The organism is Pseudomonas sp. F1_0610 (assembly GCF_047470865.1).
Lineage (GTDB): Bacteria > Pseudomonadota > Gammaproteobacteria > Pseudomonadales > Pseudomonadaceae > JAZDRH01.
In genome coordinates this window covers 1-21,035 of sequence record NZ_JAZDRH010000036.1, presented here as the reverse complement: position 1 = coordinate 21,035, position 21,035 = coordinate 1, and the positions used below count along the sequence as shown (strand labels likewise).

At 44.2% G+C, this 21,035-nt stretch carries 18 protein-coding genes; 11 read left to right on the top strand and 7 right to left on the bottom strand.

The window, feature by feature from the left end; translation table 11 throughout:
* The first annotated feature begins 260 nt into the window (after positions 1-260).
* The 3 genes from VQ643_RS14780 (at position 261) to VQ643_RS14770 (ending at position 2,794) form a co-directional block, all read left to right on the top strand.
* Positions 261-1,883 carry a sodium:solute symporter family transporter gene (locus VQ643_RS14780; RefSeq protein ID WP_414200892.1) on the top strand — a complete coding sequence of 541 codons (1,623 nt, stop codon included), beginning with the start codon at positions 261-263 and terminating at the stop codon, positions 1,881-1,883.
* Between the two features lie 8 nt (positions 1,884-1,891).
* The gene (locus tag VQ643_RS14775; protein WP_414200889.1) at positions 1,892-2,023 is read left to right on the top strand and encodes a putative transporter small subunit; all 132 of its coding nucleotides are present in this window, start codon (positions 1,892-1,894) and stop codon (positions 2,021-2,023) included.
* Between the two features lie 153 nt (positions 2,024-2,176).
* The gene (locus VQ643_RS14770) at positions 2,177-2,794 is read left to right on the top strand and encodes a hypothetical protein (protein ID WP_414200888.1); all 618 of its coding nucleotides are present in this window, start codon (positions 2,177-2,179) and stop codon (positions 2,792-2,794) included.
* A gap of 24 nt (positions 2,795-2,818) precedes the next feature.
* Here VQ643_RS14770 and VQ643_RS14765 read toward each other — a convergent pair whose 3' ends face one another.
* The 7 genes from VQ643_RS14765 to VQ643_RS14735 form a co-directional block, all read right to left on the bottom strand.
* On the bottom strand, positions 2,819-3,964 hold the full coding sequence (locus VQ643_RS14765; RefSeq protein WP_414200886.1) for a hypothetical protein: 1,146 nt from the start codon (positions 3,962-3,964) through the stop codon (positions 2,819-2,821).
* A gap of 143 nt (positions 3,965-4,107) precedes the next feature.
* Positions 4,108-4,650 carry a hypothetical protein gene (locus VQ643_RS14760; RefSeq protein WP_414200883.1) on the bottom strand — a complete coding sequence of 181 codons (543 nt, stop codon included), beginning with the start codon at positions 4,648-4,650 and terminating at the stop codon, positions 4,108-4,110.
* The gene (locus VQ643_RS14755; RefSeq protein ID WP_414200880.1) at positions 4,647-5,258 is read right to left on the bottom strand and encodes a S8 family serine peptidase; all 612 of its coding nucleotides are present in this window, start codon (positions 5,256-5,258) and stop codon (positions 4,647-4,649) included. The genes VQ643_RS14760 and VQ643_RS14755 overlap by 4 nt, the downstream gene beginning before the upstream one ends.
* Positions 5,251-6,972, bottom strand: coding sequence for an ABC transporter ATP-binding protein (locus tag VQ643_RS14750; protein WP_414200878.1), 1,722 nt, complete (start codon positions 6,970-6,972; stop codon positions 5,251-5,253). The genes VQ643_RS14755 and VQ643_RS14750 overlap by 8 nt, the downstream gene beginning before the upstream one ends.
* Position 6,973: 1 nt before the next feature.
* Positions 6,974-8,845, bottom strand: coding sequence for a sigma-54-dependent Fis family transcriptional regulator (locus tag VQ643_RS14745; RefSeq protein ID WP_414200876.1), 1,872 nt, complete (start codon positions 8,843-8,845; stop codon positions 6,974-6,976).
* A 236-nt stretch (positions 8,846-9,081) separates the two neighbouring features.
* Positions 9,082-10,353, bottom strand: a complete 1,272-nt coding sequence (locus tag VQ643_RS14740) for an OprD family porin (protein WP_414200874.1) — start codon at positions 10,351-10,353, stop codon at positions 9,082-9,084.
* 144 nt (positions 10,354-10,497) lie between these two features.
* Positions 10,498-12,177, bottom strand: coding sequence for an AMP-binding protein (locus tag VQ643_RS14735; protein ID WP_414200872.1), 1,680 nt, complete (start codon positions 12,175-12,177; stop codon positions 10,498-10,500).
* Positions 12,178-12,394: 217 nt separating this feature from the next.
* Here VQ643_RS14735 and VQ643_RS14730 point away from each other — a divergent pair, with 217 nt between their 5' ends.
* From VQ643_RS14730 to VQ643_RS14695, 8 genes are all read left to right on the top strand, one after another.
* The gene (locus tag VQ643_RS14730) at positions 12,395-13,558 is read left to right on the top strand and encodes an isovaleryl-CoA dehydrogenase (RefSeq protein WP_414200869.1); all 1,164 of its coding nucleotides are present in this window, start codon (positions 12,395-12,397) and stop codon (positions 13,556-13,558) included.
* A gap of 74 nt (positions 13,559-13,632) precedes the next feature.
* Positions 13,633-15,240, top strand: coding sequence for a carboxyl transferase domain-containing protein (locus tag VQ643_RS14725; protein ID WP_414200866.1), 1,608 nt, complete (start codon positions 13,633-13,635; stop codon positions 15,238-15,240).
* A gap of 9 nt (positions 15,241-15,249) precedes the next feature.
* Entirely contained in the window at positions 15,250-16,038 is a 789-nt protein-coding gene (locus VQ643_RS14720; RefSeq protein WP_414200863.1) for a gamma-carboxygeranoyl-CoA hydratase, read from the top strand.
* A gap of 2 nt (positions 16,039-16,040) precedes the next feature.
* Positions 16,041-17,999 (top strand): acetyl-CoA carboxylase biotin carboxylase subunit, encoded by a 1,959-nt coding sequence (locus tag VQ643_RS14715; protein ID WP_414200860.1) that lies wholly within the window; start codon positions 16,041-16,043, stop codon positions 17,997-17,999.
* The gene (locus VQ643_RS14710) at positions 17,996-18,892 is read left to right on the top strand and encodes a hydroxymethylglutaryl-CoA lyase (protein ID WP_414200857.1); all 897 of its coding nucleotides are present in this window, start codon (positions 17,996-17,998) and stop codon (positions 18,890-18,892) included. Before VQ643_RS14715 ends, VQ643_RS14710 begins: the two co-directional genes overlap by 4 nt.
* Before the next feature lie 28 nt (positions 18,893-18,920).
* On the top strand, positions 18,921-19,616 hold the full coding sequence (locus VQ643_RS14705; RefSeq protein WP_414200855.1) for a CoA transferase subunit A: 696 nt from the start codon (positions 18,921-18,923) through the stop codon (positions 19,614-19,616).
* A 2-nt stretch (positions 19,617-19,618) separates the two neighbouring features.
* Entirely contained in the window at positions 19,619-20,248 is a 630-nt protein-coding gene (locus tag VQ643_RS14700; RefSeq protein WP_414200852.1) for a CoA transferase subunit B, read from the top strand.
* 136 nt (positions 20,249-20,384) lie between these two features.
* Positions 20,385-20,762, top strand: a complete 378-nt coding sequence (locus VQ643_RS14695) for a MerR family transcriptional regulator (RefSeq protein WP_414200849.1) — start codon at positions 20,385-20,387, stop codon at positions 20,760-20,762.
* The last annotated feature ends 273 nt before the right edge of the window (positions 20,763-21,035 follow it).

The following is a 21,035-nucleotide window of genomic DNA, read 5'->3' as shown; positions in this document are numbered from 1 at the left end:
TATATAAATATAATATCCTTACAAAATGTTATATTCCCTGCCACGTGGTGCTAACTAACTACCCATAATTCCACGTATCTCTCAGCCATTGCTGACTTCATGCTGCAAAAATCCAGCTTACTCTGGTAAGCCTATAACTACTCTTTAATGGTTTTTTGACAGTGTTCTTGTGGTGTTTACTGTCCTCACTAAAACAGTAAGTGCCTTTATTTAGCGTACTCAGCGTGCTTGCTCGCTTTGTCGCATTTAAAGGAGTTGACATGTTTCAATTTTCGACAACAACTGTTGTCTGTTTGCTTTTAGCCTTTTACGGCATAACCTTTTTATTTAGCTTGGGAATAGGAGAGAAAAAAGAAAATGTAGATGGCTACATGGTAGCCAATGGTTCTATCGGCTTTGGCATGTCTGCCGCCAGCATGACCGCCACATGGATTTGGGCCGCCTCTTTTTATGCAGCCGCTAGTTCAGGCTACAAATACGGTTTTTCAGGCGCATTACATTATGGATTCTGGGGCGCCTTAATGATTCTCTTTATTTACCCTTTCGGCAAACGCTTTCGCCAACTAGCACCTAACGCTCACACCTTGGCTGAAATCATGCACGCACGCCATGGTAGCGCGAGCCAAATGATTCTTGCCTTATCTAACATTATTGGCAGCGTTATTAGCTTAATGGTGAACTTCACCGCCGCTGGCGCTTTGGTCGATATTTTATCCCCGCTTAGCTTTGTACACGGTGTTTTAATTGCTGGGCTTGGCGTACTCTCCTATACCCTATGGTCTGGTTTTAGATCATCTGTATTTACAGACTTCGGTCAGTTAATCGCTATGATTGTGGCAGCCGTTGTGATTATTCCCATGCTATTTTTTGAGCTAGGCGGCCCCAATCTCTTTGTCACAGGACTAAGCAACCTCAGCGCAGAGCAACAAAACTTCTTTTCCAAAACAGCTATATTAGAGCAAGGCGCGCCTTTTTTTGTAGCTGTACTCGCCTATGCCATAGGCAACCAAACCATTGCTCAACGCTTATTCGCTGTTCGTGAAGATCTAATAAAACCCAGCTTTATTACCGCCACTATTGGCTATGGTTCTATTGTTATTGGTTTGGGCATGCTGGGTTTATTGGCTCTGCTTGCTGGAATCACGCCTATTGATGGTGATTTAAACAATCTTATCCCACAGATGGCAGCCACCTATTTATCCCCTATTATGGTGGGGCTACTCTTTATAATGGTTATCGGCTCACTGTCGTCTACCGCTGACTCTGACTTGTCCGCTTTATCCGCTATCGTAATGACTGATATTTACGGTAAGCAAATTAGTAAAAACAAACCCTGCCCACAAAAAATGTTATGGATTGGCCGAATAACCATGATTGTTGCCACCATGCTCGGCATTATTTTTGCCAGCCTAAAACTAGATATTTTATCTATGTTAATTTTCGTCGGGGCTTTATGGGGCGCTATCGTGTTTCCGGTAATCGTCAGCCTTTATTGGAACAAGGTGACTAATACTGCCTTTACCAGCTCAGTGTTAATCGCGTTTTTACTGTTTATTATTGTGCGTTTCTCATGGATTGAACTCACAGGGTTACCTGCCATATTCATCGAAAGCACCGCCACGCTTGGCGCGGGTGTTGTCTTGGGATTAATGACTTTTGGTTTCTTTGGCAAAGGCGCTGGCTTATCTATTGGAGTCATTTCAAGCCTTGTATTACTCCCGTTTACTGTTGGCTTCTTACGTGACTACCTGGTACTACTTAGCTCCCTAACAGCTTACGGTGCCAGTGCCATTGTCTGCACTTTAGTCACCTTATTGAGCAAAGCGAAAGGCTTTGATTTTAGAAAAATTAACCAACGTGTTATTGAGTTTCAAAAAAACTAGGAGATGTTATGACTTACTTAGCCTTAACCACCTACATCCTTATCTGGCCTGCTATTGCTAGCGGCGTACTATTTGTACTTTGTGCAGGATTAGTTAAAGATATAAAGGATGCTAAAAAATCAGGAAGTTCTTTGGTTTAAACCAAAAGGCGCAGCTAATTAGCTGCGCCTTTTGTACTATACATATTACTTTAAAATAAATAGATTTTTTTATAGCGATAAATCACTAGATTTAGTAGTGTGAAAATGTACAATTATTGATACAAAATCAATACATTATGCAGGGATTACTTCATGGATCGAAAATTTTTATTATGCATACTGCTTTCACCTATTCTATTAGTAGGTTGCAGCCCTTACCTGCCATCGCCCTATAGTCTATTTCAAGAGGTCACAGCACCTTCAGAATTAATTGTTGAAGATAGCACTTACAATCCTGCTAAAGAAGCCCGAGTGCGATTATATTCTAGTGGTGCAGAAATTAGATACTATGCCGCTAATAGTTGCAGTGAATGGACTGACGCCTTTGGTAAGGATAGATTCAACAAAGGTGTATATCTCTCCCTACCCTCCACTAAACATAATATAAGCGTTGGTATGCCTGAGACAGAAAAAAGTGCAAATGCTTTAAAAAATAATACAAGCACATTTTCTCGAGTAAACTTTGAAGAAATTATCGTTCCTACTGACCAACTGCTTGTGCTGGATGGTTTTACCAGTATTCCTGGTATTAATAGCCACCAATGGTGCCGCTTTAGTGGCGCTTTTACTCCCAAGCCGGGCACTGACTATGAAGCTTCCTTCTATCTAAGTGGTGGTCATTGTGCAATTAGCATTCAAAAAATTGCTCCAGACACCAAGCAACTGCTAGAAGCAGAAGCATTAAAGAAATGCACCTCAATCAACCAGTAATAGATAGAGATAACCTTACATAGGTTATCTCAACTTATTAGTAATATTAAAAAACTCTTCCTTTATTTTTGGATTATCAAACGGCATTATTTCTGGCATTTGTAATTTAGCTAAAGCTTCAAAATCACGTTGGCTTTCGCGAATCAAGCTAAGTACTTGCAAGCTTAGTCTCACAGTAGCGTAAGTATTTTCAGCAACGGCTTCTTTTTGTTTGGCCTGTGTTAATGCTTTTTTTACTTGCTGTAACTGATCTTGTAAATACTCTACATAAACCGCCGTAACCTGTGCTGTTAGTTGGTTAGATTCAATATTTTTAACCAATACATCGCGGTTTTCTTTGGGCGTTAAAGATAATAATTTCTTGGCTTGTTTTATATTTTCTACGGCTTCTTTTTGATAGATTTTTAGCTTAGGAATATAGCTAGTTTCAATTTTACCAATAAAGCTTTGCTGCATATTAACAACCAGACGATGTAACACCACAATCATGCCGTAGTAACGCTTGACTGCATCCAGATTCTCACTATTAGCTTGGACTAAAGTAGCTAACTGCTCTGTTACTTGCTTAATACTCTCAAAGGTTAGCATCATGCTAACGATATCATCACCTGTTACTGTATTAAGTAAAAAATCTAGCTTATCTGGAGCTAAGTCGATTCCCATCACTGCCAGCTCTTGGCTCATTTCAGTACGCAACTGAACTAAGCTTGCTTCTAACTCTTTAATATTTTGCGCGCTTGCATCAATTAATAGTTGGTAGTCGCCTTTGGTTTGTGCTGTCCAACTTTTTAAAGTCGCTGTAGGTGTATATTTAGTCAGCGTGCTGGCTTCTTCAGAAATAGCAAAATACTGTTTTTCTTTTAGACGGCTAATTTCTTGTTGCTCATCAAGAATCGCCTGTTCTACTTTGCGGTAAGTTTTACGTTGTTGTTTGATTTTTTCGCTACCTAATTTATCAAGCATCTCCTCAATTAGGCTATCAATTTCATTATAGGCTGACTGTTTGTCACGGCCGATCCATTTGCTATCGGGCAAACTAGCCGCTTCATTGAGCAAGGTTTCAGCTTTATCTAATAATTTAAAACTTTTTTGATCAAGATTGGCCAAGGCATTTGGACTATTGAACAGGCAAAGCGCGAGGCTGGCGGCTAACACAGATTGACGAAACACTAGGCTATCCTTGTAAATAGTTTGTGTACAATAGTAGCAAAAAATAACAGCTGAAATATGAAGCTAAGCGCACTGGCCTAAACATCAGTTTTTAGCACAAGGCATAATCTAACGCCTGTCGTTATTTCTAGCTTCTAGGATAATTAGGCATATTTGCCATAGACCAGCACCTGAGCAAGTGCATGATTTTGCGTCAATTTTTCAATCCGAAAGGCTATACCCTGGACTATTCTTTCCATTTCCTGCGTGCATTTTTCGAGCTCTAATAAGCTGATGCAAGCATCTTGGCAAGGGCTGCCAGAAAACCAACTAAAGCAGAGATTATCATGCTCAATACTGAGAACAGGAGCTGGATGCCCTTGATAAAAGTTTTCAGTAACGCCTCTTGCCAATTCAACCCATGAGCCTATATCACTCAATGAAGCACAACAACCCGGCAAGGATAGCAGCTGTCCGTCTTGCTGTAATACATAGCCCCCTGCCAAAGAAGATACATATTTTAATTCGATACCACCATCTTCATGGCGTGCATCTTGTAACTGTTGGTTAATCCACCAAGATAAATCACCATCACTGAGCGCATCCAGCGTGAAAAAAGGTTGTTCAGCTAACAAAGGCGTTAATTGAGTTAATTTTTGGCTGTGTTGGTGCTCAATTTCTAATACTGCTGTCATTTTTAGCGTCATAACAACGCCTCCTTGGATAATGGCTCTAAGGTATTGCGCGCCCAAATTCCTACAAAATGAGCACAGGCCATACTTGCCCCTGCATGAGGTGCTGGCCCTTGTACATAAGCACCAAACTTAGCATTACCTTGTGTTAAATGGGTATATTGGTCAGGCTTTTTACAACGGCCATCGCCAGTTATGCTGATAACCTCTGGATAAGCGGCTGGATAAACAGGCTCACCCATTGCTGGGCTAGACGCCATTAGCAAGATGCCTTTATTTTTCGCCCGCTGGCAAGCTGCTTGCAATTCCTCGTTATGATGGCGTAAACCTAAGCTTAAGTTAATTAACTCTACATGTTGTTCAATCAACCAATCAATAGCCGCAATAACTTGTTTAACCGAGGTTCGCCCCCGCTCATCAAATACTTGGGCTATAGCGAAACGGCTATGATGTTGGTGTGAATGTATAACGTCTAAAATAGCACTACCGTGCCCAGTTGGATCAGTAATGCAGGCCTGGCGTGACACCCCTACACTGGTTAGCACAAAACGTTGACTGGTGAAAACCCATGCTTGTTGATGCCTTGCAAAACCACTATCAACTACACCTATGCGTTTATACATAGGCTGTATCCACTAATTGTAAGCGCCCTTGCTGAATTTTCCAGCAGGCATCAGCCTGTTGCCATGTATAACTACGATGACTGATGACTATGCGTGTGCACTGTGCAAACAGTCGATCAACCTCTTGCATTACTCGTTGTTCAGTATGTTCATCCACGGCAGAAGTGGCCTCATCAAGAATTAACAATAGCGGCTTTTGTAATAAAGCGCGTGCTATGGCAATCCTTTGCTTTTGTCCACCTGAGAGTTGCTGCCCACGCTCAGCTAACGGGCTATGAATACCTTGCGGTAGTTGTTCCACCAGCGAATGCAACTGTACTTGCTCTAGCGCCGATAGAATATGCTCATCACTGGCATCAGGCGCCACATAGCGTAAATTGTCTGCCAAGCTACCCCTAAAAATCACTATATCTTGGCTTACAACGGCCACTGTGCGGCGAAACTCAGCTATATCAAACTGTGATATATCTACATTATCCAAGGTGATTGTGCCGTGCTGTGGTTGGTAAAACCTTTGTAAAAGATCAATTAATGTACTTTTTCCCGCACCTGAGTCACCTATTAGCGCTATTTTTTGCCCTGCATCAAAAACAGCATTAATAGCAATGAGTGTTGGCTCTGTACGACCTTCATGAGTAAAACTCAGGTTTTGCAAAGCAATTCGGCCTTTGGCATGAGAAGGAATTGGCTGAGGATTACTGAGGTTATACATATTGATAGGCACCTCTTGTAGCTCTTGTACACGCAACAAGCTAACGCTCATGCGCTGCACTGAAACATACAGTCCTAATAAGCTTTGAGCTGGCCCTATTACCATGCCTAGATAGGTTGAAAAGGCAATTAATGCACCTAATTGCCATGTGCCTTGAATAACCCAATAACCACCAATAATAAAGGCCGCTGCCCGTGTAATAGAGGTTAAAAAACTAGGCACCGCCTGGGTAAAAAACTCAGTGAGCTGCAAGCGCAATAACTGCTGTAAATAATTAGCTGATAAACCTTGCAGGCGCAGAGCTTCACGTTCTTCTTGTACGCTAGCTTGAATAAATTTCATGGCTGGCAGGGTTTCCACCATGAAGGATGAAATATCACTGGATTTTTCACGTAAAGCTCTACTGTTTTTTTCAACTTTACGACGCATCCAGCGCAGCCAAGCTAGCTCTAATGGCATTAGCAGCAATACAAGCAAAGCCAGCTTCCAAGACAAACTCATCAACAAGATAAGCGCGCCTAGCAAGCCTAATAGATTGGAAATGGCTGAAAATAAGGCATCTACAGCAAAGCGCTGAATCTCAGCCACATCACCATCTAAACGCGTCATTAAATCGCCCATGCGCCAGCGACTATAAAAGGCCGGCGATAGTTTTTGCAGATGCCGATACAAGGCATCACGCAAGGCAAATAATATTTTTCCTGAAAGCTGTGTGTGCAAATATCGATTGACACCTGAGAGCACAGTACCTAATACACCAACCAGCACCATCCCAATAGCTACACCAAGTAGCACACTAAAGTTTCCTGCAATTAAGCCTTGATCAATCAAGGTTTTAGTTAACCAAGGTTGCAGTAACATAATAAAAGTGGCTATTAGGGATAATGCCAACAATCCAATAATGGCATTACGCTGGGGCTTTACAAACTGATATAGCCAAGTTAAAGCTGCTGTCAGACGTGTTTGTTCCTGACTGCTAATCAGTCGCGCAAGCCAAGACATATTAAGCGTCCAACTGTTTTAATTTACGATATAAAGTCGCTCGGCTAATACCTAGCTCCCGTGCTGCTGCCGATACGTTACCCTCTTGGGCTGACAAGGCTTGGCGTATCAACTCATTTTCATTACTACGAATACAATGCCCTATTGCGTCTTGCTCACGCTGGGCTAACTCATCTAATAAGCTGTCTGGTAAATCATCTAAATTAAAGTACTTTTGTTCAGGCTCTGCTAAAGCCGCTAAAGTGCGCATTACCATTTCTAGCTGACGAATATTGCCTGGCCAATGATAGCCTGCTAACAACTGCTGCAAATCATTGCTCAATTGCACCTGAGATAAGCCTTCGCGTGTTAAAAATAGTTGGCACAAGTCTTTTAAATCATTGCGCTCGCGTAAGGCTGGTAATTGCAAACTGATACCATTAATGCGGTAATACAAGTCCTCCCTGAAACTATTATCTGCAACCTGTTGGCGCAAATCTCGGTGGGTAGCGCAAATCAAACCAATGTTTAAACGCTGCTCTTGCCCACCGCCTAATGGCGTAAATTGACGTTCTTGTAACACGCGCAATAAGCGCGCCTGTAATTGCAACGGCATATCGCCAACTTCATCTAAAAATAATGTACCGCCATTGGCTTGTTGCAAACGTCCAACCATTCCGCCGCGACGAGCCCCTGTAAAAGCTCCTTCTTTATAGCCAAATAACTCTGATTCTATTAAACCTTCTGGAATAGCTGCACAATTTACCGCAATAAACGGTTGATCTCGACGATCACTTTGCTCATGCAGAGTGCGCGCAATAACCTCTTTACCTGTACCTGTTTCGCCTAACAATAAAATTGGTAAATCTTTAGCAAAACCACGCTGAGTTAAATTTAAGTTCTTTTCAAATTTAGGATTAGATGTAGTTAAGTAATCTGGCGCTGTTATTGTTGTTTTAGTTGGTAAAAACGCATTATTTGGATCGGTATTGGGTACTTGTAGAATTTTATAATAGAGCTTACCACGCCTTGTATTTAGACTTCCGGCTAGACCTTTAGTGATTTTTTTAAATGCTGGCGCACGCCCGCCCAAAAAGCTTTCACACGACTGCCCCAGCAAACGTTCGCGTGGCAGACCTAGTAACTCACAAGCTGCATCATTAACGGCCATTAAATAACCATCAAGGTTAATTGAGAGCAAACCCTGCCAAGGTGAATCTAAATAATTAGGATTACAATGAAATGCCAAACTAATATGTTGGTTTTGGCTGCTAATAAATAAACGACGCTCAATATAATTAGCACTTAAATTTAACAATAAAAGGCTATCTTTGGTTTCGGACAAGGCGCCTTTGCGTGCCAAACTTAAAACACCAGAAACCTGCCCACTGGCATCATTGAGTAACACAGATGAGCATGAAAAATTACCAAGTCGTTCAAGAAAATGCTCACCACAGTTAATTAGCATAGGCTGTGATTCTGCAATAGCAGTGCCTAATGCGTTAGTACCGCGAATTTTCTCACTCCAGCATACTCCTGGGGCGACGTCACTAATCTCGTTATAGTTTTGATAGGCCGCCTGCCCTTCAACGCTTAAAATGGTGGCATCACGGTTAGCCAAAATAAGTAAGGCTTGATTATTGAGCCCTTCAAATTGGCCTATTAGTTGTTGTAATACAGGTTCAGCTGCATCTAATAATAGGCTATTGGTTTGTCTTAACTCTGTTAAATCAACACGTTGATTAAGGCACGAATCTGCACTGGCATTCACACCATAGGCAGTACTACGCGCACGTGCTGCTTGGATAATTTCAGGGTAACTCAGTTGTGACCACACACCACCCACAACTGGAGTAGAAAAATTTCGGCTAGACGTAGCAGTTTTACTGGTCATATCTGCTCCCGAGCATTGTTATTGTTGTCTCGAAATCACGCTAACTCCCTCTAGCACGGCTATAGCTTCAATATGCAGAGCATTTACAATAAGGTAAACACGGCTAAAGTTTAACAGCCTTAGAAACTGATAAATTAAGCCCATTAAACAAAACAACCTATCACTAAACTGCCCTAAAAAGCTGGATTAACTTTTTAGGGTTAGTTCATAACTAGGTCGCTTTACAGAGTCTATTTTTAAAGCAATGGAATCTTATAATTGACAATCACACGGTTTTCATCAACACCAGCGCTGTGCGTTCCCCGATAGGCTACATTACGCAGCATAAGGCTAAGATTTTTCAACTTATCGCTTTGGAAGTTATACACAATATCAATATCTCGCTCCCACTCTCTGGCACGCTCGCCTGCAATTTTAAAATCATGACCTTTAACATAGCGTGCCATTAGCGTTAGCCCATTAATACCCAGGTTGGCAAAATCATAGTCATAACGTACTTGCCATGAGTTTTCCTTAGCGCGTAAAAAATGATGATAGGTTAAGGTATTCATGGTCCAAGGATCAGTACCTCCACCAATAAATGGCATGCCTGTATCGCCTTTTTGTTTTTGCATACCCGCGCTGAGCCAATGCCCTTTGTAGCTTAAGCCTAACATGCTGCTATAGAGCTTATTGTCAATATTTGTATTGCCTTGCTTATCACTTTTAAAATAGCGCCCATCTAGTTTAAAGCCCCAATCTTCACTGAGCTTGGTGGTGTAATCAAAGCTTGCAACCTGCTGTTTATAATTATCCTTTAACTGCGCGTAAAAATACTGTAACTGCAATCCTGCTAATGCTTTGTATTGTGCGCCTGCAAAGTTAAATCTGTTACTCGCCACGCCACCCTTACTGCCATCAGCAAACATTGGCATTTTTTCTCTATCACTGGAGTTGCGCCAGCGTGAGCGCTGATATTGCCCCGCAGTCAACGTAAGATTATCAATTTCATTACTGACAATTTGGGTGCCTATAAATGTTTGCGGTAGCAGTCTTGTATCGTTACGAATAACTATAGGTAAAATAGGCTCATGCCCGCCATAGCTTACAACGGTTTTAGACAGTTTAGCTTTAAGTGTTGGGGTAAATGAGCTGTTGTCATGCGAGCTTCCTGAGTGCCTGCTACGCACTAGTGCCCCTGTGCCGCCGGTACCAGCACCTGAGTCAAGCTTAATACCAACCAAGCCCAATGCATCCAAGCCAAACCCCACAGTACCCTCGGTATAACCTGAGCGATATCGCAACATAAAAGCCTGCCCCCAATCTTCTGCTTTATGCTGTGCTTTGCCATCAGAACGAAGAATAGAACCTGGTTTGTCGTTATCGCGAAAATCACGATTCATATAGAAATTGCGCAAGTGTAAATCGGCCTTGCTATCTTGGATAAAGTCGGCTTGAGCCACAGGAGCCAGCACAGTCCCTAATAGACCTGAGCACAATGTTAATGCGTAGTATTTGTTCATTTGCATAGCGAGTTCTCTTATTGTTATTCATGCTTTGTTATGCTTTTTTGATTATTTTTTTATTACCACTGACATCTAATACGACTGTTAGCACCTCCTATTTTTTGTTAGTTAATAAACGGCAAGTGGTTAGCTTGCCGTTTTCTAGTGCTAGCCTTCTTGTAAATTCAGTTCAGCCGCACTCACTTCACGCATTTTAAACTTCTGTATCTTGCCGCTAATTGTCATCGGGAAATCATCGACAAACTTGATATAGCGCGGCACTTTAAAATGCGCAATCTTGCCTTTGCAAAAGGCTTTAAGCTCGTCTTCAGTAATGACATCACCTGCATGCAGCTTGACCCAAGCTACAATTTCCTCACCAAATTTTTTGCAAGGCACACCAATTACTTGAACATCAGATACTTTTTCGTGAGTATATAAAAACTCCTCTATTTCGCGAGGATAAATATTTTCTCCTCCTCGAATAATCATGTCTTTATTACGCCCTACAATTTGTACATAGCCGGCATCATCCATAATGGCCAGATCACCCGTATGCATCCAACGCGCTTCATCAATGGCTTCACGTGTGGCCTCTGGATTTCCCCAATAGCCCAACATCACGCTATAACCACGTGTACATAGTTCACCAATTTTGCCGCGCTCAACAATGTTGCCATCGTCATCAATAATTTTTGACTCTAGATGCGGCTGTGTGCGACCCACCGTTGTTGTTCTTAATTCAAGATTGTCATCAGCTCCCGTTTGGGTAGACACAGGACTGGTTTCTGTCATGCCATAGGCAATCTGCACTTCCTTCATATTCATATCGCTGATGACACGCTTCATCACCTCGATAGGGCATGTAGCGCCAGCCATAATACCTGTGCGCAATTTGGATAAATCCAACTCTGGACGCTCCTCACACTCCAACATAGCGATAAACATAGTTGGCACACCGTAAAGCACTGTGGCTTCTTCTTCAGCACAGGCACGCAGCGTAGTAACAGGATCAAAAGCAGCAGCAGGGTAAATCATGGTTGAGCCGTGGGTCAAAGCACCTAAGTTCCCCATAACCATGCCAAAGCAATGGTACAAAGGCACTGGAATAACCATACGGTCATGCTCAGTTAATCCAAGGCTTTCTCCCACCATGTAACCATTATTTAAAATATTGTAATGGCTTAAAGTCGCGCCTTTAGGGAAGCCTGTGGTGCCTGAGGTGTATTGAATATTGATGGGATCATCGAATTGTAAGCTTTGTGCAACAGCCTCTAGCTGTTCGGAGGAGGTATTTTTTGACATGTGCATTGCGGTTTGCCATGCCATCATGCCGGGGGCGGGTTTATCATGCAAACTGATAATCCCTTTCAATTCGGGCAGTTTAGCACTTTCTAACTGTCCGGGCTTGCTCGTGGCTAATTCAGGAATCAGCTCATTCAGCATGGCGTGATAGTCCGAGCTTTTAAAGTCAGAAGCTGTCACTAACCAACTACAACCTGACTGTTTTAGCGCGTATTCCAGCTCACTCACACGATAAGCAGGATTGATATTCACTAAAATAACGCCCGCTTTGGCTGTAGCAAACTGCGTAACTAGCCACTGCATACAGTTAGGCGACCAAATCCCTAACCTATCACCAGGCTTTAACCCAAGCGCCAACAGGGCTTTTGCTGCCTTGTTAACGGTTTCAGATAAAGCACGCCAAGTGAGACTTAAGCATTGCTGCCGCACGACCAAGGCTTCCCGATCAGGAAACTTAGCAACAGTGCGATCAAATGCCTCGCCAATGGTCATTGCCAATAAAGGCTTCTCCTGTGGTCCACAGGTATAACTCGGAAGACTCATGAGGAATTCCCTCTGTTTTATGCTTGTTATTGAGGTTCAACTAAGGGCTAATCTGACAAATCTTGACAGTTCATACCCAACTTGTTTACGTTAACGTAAAGGTCATTTCCATGACTAACAACATACAAGCTCTTTTCATTTAGGTAAACATCGACTAAATGCTAGGAGTGATGGCAATAACCGTTTCAAACAAAAATTACAAACTAAAGGTGCCGTTATGACCTATTCCAGCCTTAACTTTAATCTAGGCGAAACTGTAGACATGCTACGCGACCAAGTGCGTAGCTTTGTTGATGCTGAACTTGCACCGCGTGCTGCTGCTATTGATAGCGATAATAGTTTTCCAACTGATATGTGGCGCAAGTTTGGCGATATGGGCTTGCTTGGCATTACAGTGCCTGAAGAGTTTGGTGGTGCCAACATGGGCTATTTGGCGCATGTGATTGCGCTTGAAGAAATTAGCCGCGGCAGTGCTTCTGTGGGCTTATCCTACGGTGCGCACTCTAACCTATGTGTTAACCAAATCAAGCGTAATGGCACACAAGCCCAAAAAGAAAAATACCTACCTCAATTAATTTCAGGTGAGCATGTTGGTGCGCTAGCTATGAGCGAACCTAACGCAGGCTCAGACGTTGTCTCCATGCGTTTACGCGCTGAACGCAAAGGCGATCACTTCGTTTTAAACGGCAGCAAAACTTGGATTACCAACGGCCCAGACGCTAATACTTATGTGATCTACGCAAAAACCGAACCAGAAAAAGCCGCCCATGGCATTACAGCTTTTATTGTTGAACGTGACTGGAAAGGCTTTAGCCGTGGTACAAAATTCGACAAATTAGGCATGCGCGGCTCCAATACCTGTGAGCTATTTTTCGACAATGTTGAAGTACCTGTAGAAAACGTACTGGGCGAAATCAACGGCGGCGTAAAAGTACTAATGAGCGGTTTGGATTATGAGCGTGTTGTACTTGCTGGTGGTCCAGTCGGCATTATGCAAGCCTGCATGGATGTGGTAGTGCCGTATATTCACGACCGCAAACAGTTTGGCCAAAGCATTGGGGAATTTCAGTTTATTCAAGGCAAAGTTGCCGATATGTATTCCCAGCTTAATGCCAGCCGTGCCTATTTGTATGCCGTAGCTAACGCCTGCGACCGTGGCGAAACCACACGCAAAGACGCAGCAGGCGTCATTCTTTACACCGCAGAACGCGCCACACAAATGGCCTTAGAAGCCATTCAAATTCTAGGTGGAAATGGCTATATCAATGAATTCCCTACAGGACGTTTATTGCGTGATGCCAAACTCTATGAAATTGGTGCTGGCACCAGCGAAATTCGTCGCATGTTAATTGGCCGCGAACTATTTCGCGAAACTAAGTAACCCCACTTAATTAGCTTCTGGCTGTTTCCCCTGACAGCTGGGAGCCTCTAAAACAAGAAGTAGAGGACCATTGTATGGCTACCCTGCATAGTAAAGTGAATACCCGCGCGCCTGAGTTTGCAGAAAACAGCCAAGCGATGCAGGCGCAAGTAGATGATTTGCGCACAGTGTTAGATAAAATCAATCTAGGTGGTGGCGTCAGCTATCAAGAGCGCCATGTTGCACGCGGAAAATTACTGGTACGAGACCGTATCAGCACGCTATTGGACGTTGGATCGCCTTTTTTAGAAATTTCCCCATTAGCTGCCCATGAAGTTTATGGTGAAGACGTCGCTGCGGCTGGTGTAGTTGCTGGCATTGGCCGCGTTGAAGGCGTGGAGTGCATGATTATTGCCAACGACGCAACAGTTAAAGGGGGAAGTTATTACCCGCTCAGCGTAAAAAAACATTTACGCGCACAAACCATTGCCCAGCAAAATTTCCTGCCTTGTATTTACTTAGTAGATTCAGGCGGTGCTAACCTGCCACGTCAAGATGAAGTATTCCCAGACCGTGAGCATTTTGGACGTATCTTCTTCAATCAAGCCAATATGAGTGGCATGGGTATTCCACAAATTGCAGTCGTTATGGGTTCATGCACCGCTGGTGGCGCCTATGTACCTGCAATGGCCGACGAAACCATTATGGTACGCAACCAGGCAACGATTTTCCTAGCTGGCCCGCCCTTAGTAAAAGCAGCAACAGGTGAAGTGGTGAGTGCAGAAGATTTAGGCGGAGCTGATACACATTGTCGTATTTCAGGTGTGGCTGATCATTATGCCGAAAATGATGATCATGCATTAGCCATTGCTCGCCGCTGTGTGCATAACCTGAACTGGAAAAAACGTACCAGCCTACAAAGCCTGCCAGTGCAAGCACCAAAGTACCCAGCCGATGAGTTATATGGAATTATTCCAGCCGATGCTAAACGTCCTTATGATGTACGTGAAGTCATTGCTCGGGTAGTAGATGGCAGCGAGTTCGACGAATTTAAAGCCTTGTTTGGCACTACTTTAGTATGTGGCTTTGCACGCATTCATGGTTACCCAGTCGCCATATTAGCTAATAACGGCATTTTATTTGCCGAAGCCGCCCAAAAAGGTGCGCACTTTATTGAGCTGGCCTGCCAACGCAACATTCCACTGGTGTTTTTACAAAACATCACAGGTTTCATGGTAGGTCGTAAATACGAAGAAGGCGGTATTGCTAAGCATGGTGCTAAGTTAGTGACTGCGGTTGCTTGCGCCAAAGTGCCTAAGTTTACAGTGATTATCGGTGGTAGCTTTGGTGCTGGCAACTACGGCATGTGTGGTCGTGCCTATGATCCTCGCTTCTTGTGGATGTGGCCGAATGCTCGTATTGGTGTAATGGGTGGAGAACAAGCAGCTGGTGTGCTCGCGCAAGTTAAACGCGAGCAAGCCCAACGTGCCGGTCAGCACTTATCTGAGGCTGAGGAAGCCGAAATCAAACGCCCTATTCTTGAGCAATATGAGCGCCAAGGCCATCCTTATTATTCCAGCGCACGCTTATGGGACGATGGCGTTATCGACCCTGCTCAAACACGTGATATTTTAGGCTTAGCTATTTCTGCCTCACTCAATGCCCCAACTGAGCCAACTCAGTTTGGCGTATTCCGTATGTAAGGTGGATATATGACCTACCAAGAAATTCAACTAGAACGCAATAACGGTATTGCTACTCTGTGGCTAAACCGCCCAGAGAAAAATAATGCGTTTAATGCGCTGGTGATTAAAGAGCTCATCCACGCCTTAAACCAACTCAAAGAAGATACACAAAGTAAACTGGTTGTTCTACGCGGTCGAGGTAAGCACTTCTCAGCTGGCGCTGATTTGGGCTGGATGAAAGATTCCGCTCAACTGGATTACCAAGCTAACTTGGCCGATTCTCATGAGCTTGGCGAGTTAATGCATCAGCTTTACCAGCTTCCACAGCCCACACTGGCCGTAGTACAAGGTGCCGCCTTTGGCGGTGCAGTTGGTTTAATTGCCTGCTGCGATATGGCAATTGGCGCCCAAGATGCAATTATCTGCTTGTCTGAAGTACGTATTGGTTTAGCACCTGCAGTAATCAGTCCATTTGTAGTTAAAGCCTTAGGTGAGCGCCAAGCACGCCGTTATGCCTTAACTGCTGAGCGCTTTAGCGGTGAAACAGCCTGCCAACTAGGATTATTGAACCAATGCTACCCGGCGGCTGAATTGGATCAGGCTTGCGAAAGCTGGCTGGCCAATTTGCAACTTAACAGCCCTCAGGCAATGCAGGCCACCAAAGCCTTATTAATCAAGGTAGAAACCGGCAAACTAGATGCGGCGACTCGCTTAGCTACAGAACAAACCATTGCTGCTTTACGTGTTAGCCCAGAAGGTCAAGAAGGCTTAACCGCATTCTTTGAAAAACGCTCACCTTCATGGCAGGAGAAATAACAATGACTCGCTCTATCGACACCCTTTTAGTAGCCAACCGTGGCGAAATTGCTTGCCGTGTAATGCGCACTGCAAAATCATTAGGTTTAACTACTGTTGCCGTGCATTCTGCAGTAGATGCCAATGCACGCCACGCCCGTGAAGCCGATATTAAAATCAACCTAGGCGGTGCTAAACCGGCTGAAAGCTACTTACTAGCCGACAAAATTATTGCCGCTGCCAAAGCTGCTGGCGCTCAAGCCATCCATCCTGGTTATGGATTTCTTTCCGAAAATGCCAGCTTTGCACAAGCTATTGCCGATGCTGGCCTAATTTTCTTAGGCCCACCTGCCAGCGCCATTATAGCTATGGGCAGTAAATCAGCCGCCAAAGCCTTAATGGAAACAGCAGGCGTGCCCTTAGTACCAGGTTATCATGGTGATAATCAAGACTACGAAACCTTCCGTGAAGCGGCCCAACGTATTGGTTATCCAGTTTTGCTAAAAGCTACAGCAGGCGGCGGCGGCAAGGGAATGAAAGTGGTGGAAAAAGAGGCGGATTTAAAACAAGCGCTAGAGTCTGCACAGCGAGAAGCACAATCCTCCTTTGGCGATCCCAAGATGCTGGTTGAAAAATACGTGCTTAAGCCAAGACACGTAGAAATTCAGATCTTTGCTGATGAGCATGGTAACTGCATTTATCTCAATGAACGTGACTGTTCTATCCAACGTCGCCACCAAAAAGTTGTTGAAGAAGCACCAGCGCCTGGCTTAACTCTTGAATTACGCCAAGCCATGGGGGAATCAGCAGTACGTGCTGCACAAGCTATTGGCTATGTTGGGGCTGGCACAGTTGAGTTTCTATTGGATGCGCGCGGCGAATTTTTCTTTATGGAAATGAACACACGCTTGCAAGTAGAGCATCCTGTTACTGAGCTCATTACAGGACAAGATTTAGTTGCTTGGCAAATTCGTATTGCACGTGGCGAGAAACTCCCTCTAACACAAGATCAAGTACCTTTAAATGGCCATGCCATTGAAGTGCGCCTCTATGCAGAAGATCCTGATAATGACTTCTTACCGGCGACAGGTACTCTTGATTTATACCGCGAAGCCAGTGCTGGCGAAGGCCGTCGTATCGACAGTGGCATTGAGCAAGGCGATAGTATTTCTCCTTTCTATGATCCTATGATCAGCAAGTTGATTGCATGGGGCAGTAACCGTGAAGAAGCACGCCAGCGCTTACTAGCAATGCTAGCAGACACACAAATTGCCGGCGTACGCACTAACCTTGCCTTCTTATCACGCATTTTAGCCCACCCGGCCTTTGCTAAGGCCGAGCTAGATACCGGCTTTATTGAACGCCATACAGAACAACTCTTTGTTAAGCCAAGTACTCAGAGCGCTCATTTCTGGAAGCTCGCTGCGGCCGCATGGGCGCTCTCAGAACCAAAAACTACTCGCCAAGACGATCCTAATTCACCTTGGGCAAATAATTGTGGTTTACGTATTGCGCAACCAAGGCGTTTTTTATTGCACCTTGCGTGTGGTGAGGAGCAGCAAAAAATTACCTTACGTGAAGCTGACTTGGCAGGTGTTTGCTTAACCAATGACCGGCTAATCCTAGAGCAACATGGACAACGCACTAGCCATAGCGCTATCCGCCAAGGTAATACCCTCTATCTTGAGCTAGATGGACAAATTCACAGCATCAGCGCAGTCGATAGTATTGCGCTCGCCGAAGCTGCAGCCCATCCGCAAGGTGGCTTAACGGCCCCGATGAATGGCAGCATAGTGCGTGTTTTGGTAAGCCCAGAACAGCAAGTAGCCGAAGGCGATGTACTGGTTGTACTGGAAGCTATGAAAATGGAGCACAGCATTCGCGCGCCCCATGCAGGTACAGTACAAGCTATTTTTTGCAGCGAAGGTGAAATGGTCAGTGATGGCATGGTACTTGTAGAAATTACAGGAGACGCCGCATGAGCCTGCCTTCCCATGTACGCATTGTCGAAGTCGGCCCTCGTGATGGGCTACAAAACGAAAAGCAACCCATTAGCGTAGCGGATAAAGTCACGCTCATCGAAAAGCTCAGTCAAACTGGCCTGTCTTATATTGAAGCAGGAAGCTTTGTGTCACCTAAGTGGGTGCCACAAATGGCTGGTAGTGCCGAGGTTTTCCAGCATATTCAAAGTGCAGATCATATAACCTATGCGGCACTCACACCTAATATGCAAGGTTTTGAAGCGGCTATGCAGGCGGGTGTCTCTGAAGTTGCTGTATTCGCGGCGGCTTCAGAAAGCTTTTCGCAAAAGAACATTAACTGCAGCATTGCTGACAGTCTTATCCGCTTTCAGCCTGTATTAGCAGCAGCCAAACAGCAAGGCGTGAAAGTACGCGGCTATGTGTCTTGTGTACTAGGCTGTCCTTATGAAGGAAATATAGCCGCAGAAGCTGTAGTTGATGTTGCACAACAGCTTTATGAAATGGGCTGCTACGAGATATCACTGGGCGATACCATTGGTGTAGGCACAGCCAAAAAAGCAGCACAACTCTTTAACAAAGTCAGCCAGGTCATACCTAAAGCCCATTTAGCCGGACATTTTCACGATACCTATGGACAAGCCCTTGCCAATATCTATGCTTGTTTACAAGAAGGCATTCATATTTTTGATAGCTCAGTGGCCGGTCTTGGCGGTTGTCCCTACGCCAAAGGTGCAAGCGGCAATGTGGCCAGTGAAGATGTAATCTACATGCTCAATGGCTTAGGCATTAATACTGGCGTTGACTTGGATAAGCTCATCCAAGTAGGACTGCATATTAGCGCTGTGCTCGGACGCGAAACTAACTCTCGCGTAGCTCGTGCTTGGCAAGCTTAGTCACCACAACAATAACAATGAGGCGTATATGAATAAAGTTTATCCAAGCGCAGCAAAGGCGCTTGAAGGCATTGTCGAAGACGGCATGTTGCTTGCAGTGGGAGGATTTGGCTTATGCGGCATCCCGGAAGCCTTAATTGAAGCTTTACGCGATACTGGCAAACGCAATCTCACTGCCATTAGTAATAACGCTGGCGTGGATGGCTTTGGTTTAGGCAAGCTGCTAGAAACACGTCAAATTCGCAAAATGATTTCCTCCTATGTTGGGGAAAACAAAGAATTTGAGCGTCAATATCTCGCTGGTGAGCTTGAACTAGACTTTACCCCACAAGGCACCCTTGCAGAAAAACTACGTGCTGGCGGTGCTGGTATTCCTGCGTTTTATACCAAAACAGGTTTTGGCACCCTGGTAGCTGAAGGCAAAGAAACCCGCCAATTCAATGGCGAATGGTATGTGATGGAAGAATCGCTCTTTGCTGATATTGGGCTTGTCAAAGCACAAAAAGCTGATAAAGCAGGCAACCTTGTATTCAATAAAACCGCGCGTAACTTTAACCCACTTGCAGCTATGGCCAGCAAAGTGTGTATTGTTGAAGTGGAGGAAATTGTCGAGATTGGCGAAATAGACCCTGATGATGTGCATTTAGCTGGTGTTTATGTGCAACGTATTGTGCATAACCCTACCCCTGAAAAACGCATTGAACAACGCACATTAAGGAGCTAATTATGGCTTGGTCTCGTGAACAAATGGCACAGCGCGCAGCCCGCGAACTAGAAGATGGCTTCTATGTCAACCTAGGTATTGGCCTGCCTACATTAGTCGCCAACTATATTCCAGAAGGCGTAAATGTTTGGCTCCAAAGTGAAAACGGCATGCTTGGGATAGGGCCTTTTCCAACAGAAGAAAACCTAGATCCTGATCTTATTAACGCTGGCAAACAAACCATCACAGCTTTACCAGGTAGTAGCTATTTTGACAGTGCTACCAGCTTTGGCATGATTCGTGGCGGGCATATCAACCTGTCTATTTTAGGTGCTATGCAGGTATCTGAACAAGGTGATCTGGCCAACTGGATGATCCCTGGAAAGATGGTAAAAGGCATGGGTGGGGCAATGGACTTAGTAGCGGGCGTAAAGCGCGTAGTTGTCTTGATGGAACACTGTGCTAAAGGCAACGCACATAAAGTATTAAAGCAATGTGATCTCCCCTTAACTGGCGTTCGCGTTGTGGATCGGATCATTACCGATCTAGCTGTGCTCGATGTTACGGACGCTGGCTTGCAGCTTGTAGAGCTTGCCGACGGCGTAACCTTCGAGGAGCTGCAGCAGGCAACTGGCTGCACTATCCAGCAATAAGCGTTTTTATTGTTGGTTTACTCCCCTAAACTTTGCGCGCAAACCTGTTTGCGCGCTTTTTTAGCACTTTCATGCAAAATACGTTTTAATAAGCCCCCGTTGCATTTAATACACTAACAACAGCCTAGGAAACCTCATGAGCAAACAAAGAACCTATAGCATTTCAGAACTCGCCCAAGAGCTCGATATCACCACCCGTGCTATTCGTTTTTATGAGGAACAAGGAATGCTAGCACCTCAACGACGCGGTCAGGAACGCATTTACAACCCTAAAGACAGGGTCACATTAAAGCTGATTTTAAGAGGCAAACGCCTCGGCTTTTCACTCGCTGAATGCAAGGGCCTAATTGAACTCTATGATCCAACAGGTAATAAAAAACAGCTAACCAGCATGCTCAGCAAGATTCAGGAACGTCGTGAACAACTGGAGCAGCAAATCTTAGATATTAAACAAATGCAATTAGAATTAGATATTGCAGAAGAGCGTTGCCAAATTGCGTTAACCGAATTATAAAAATAAAGGCATCCTGATTAAGATGCCTTTTCATACTTAACCTTAAATTATTTTAGGCTATTAAATACTTTTTCTAGTCAAGCGGCCTCTTTCATTGTACCCCCTTAACTCTGCAACCAATCCTTCTGGCTATCACGCCTTATTATTGGTGCTTTAATTTCTAAAATAAAGGTATCGTCATATCCAAAACACTCACTTAACTCATAATAAAAATATTATTAAAAATTAATTTTTAGCTAAACTCCTATCAACATTTTCAAGCTTCATATTTTA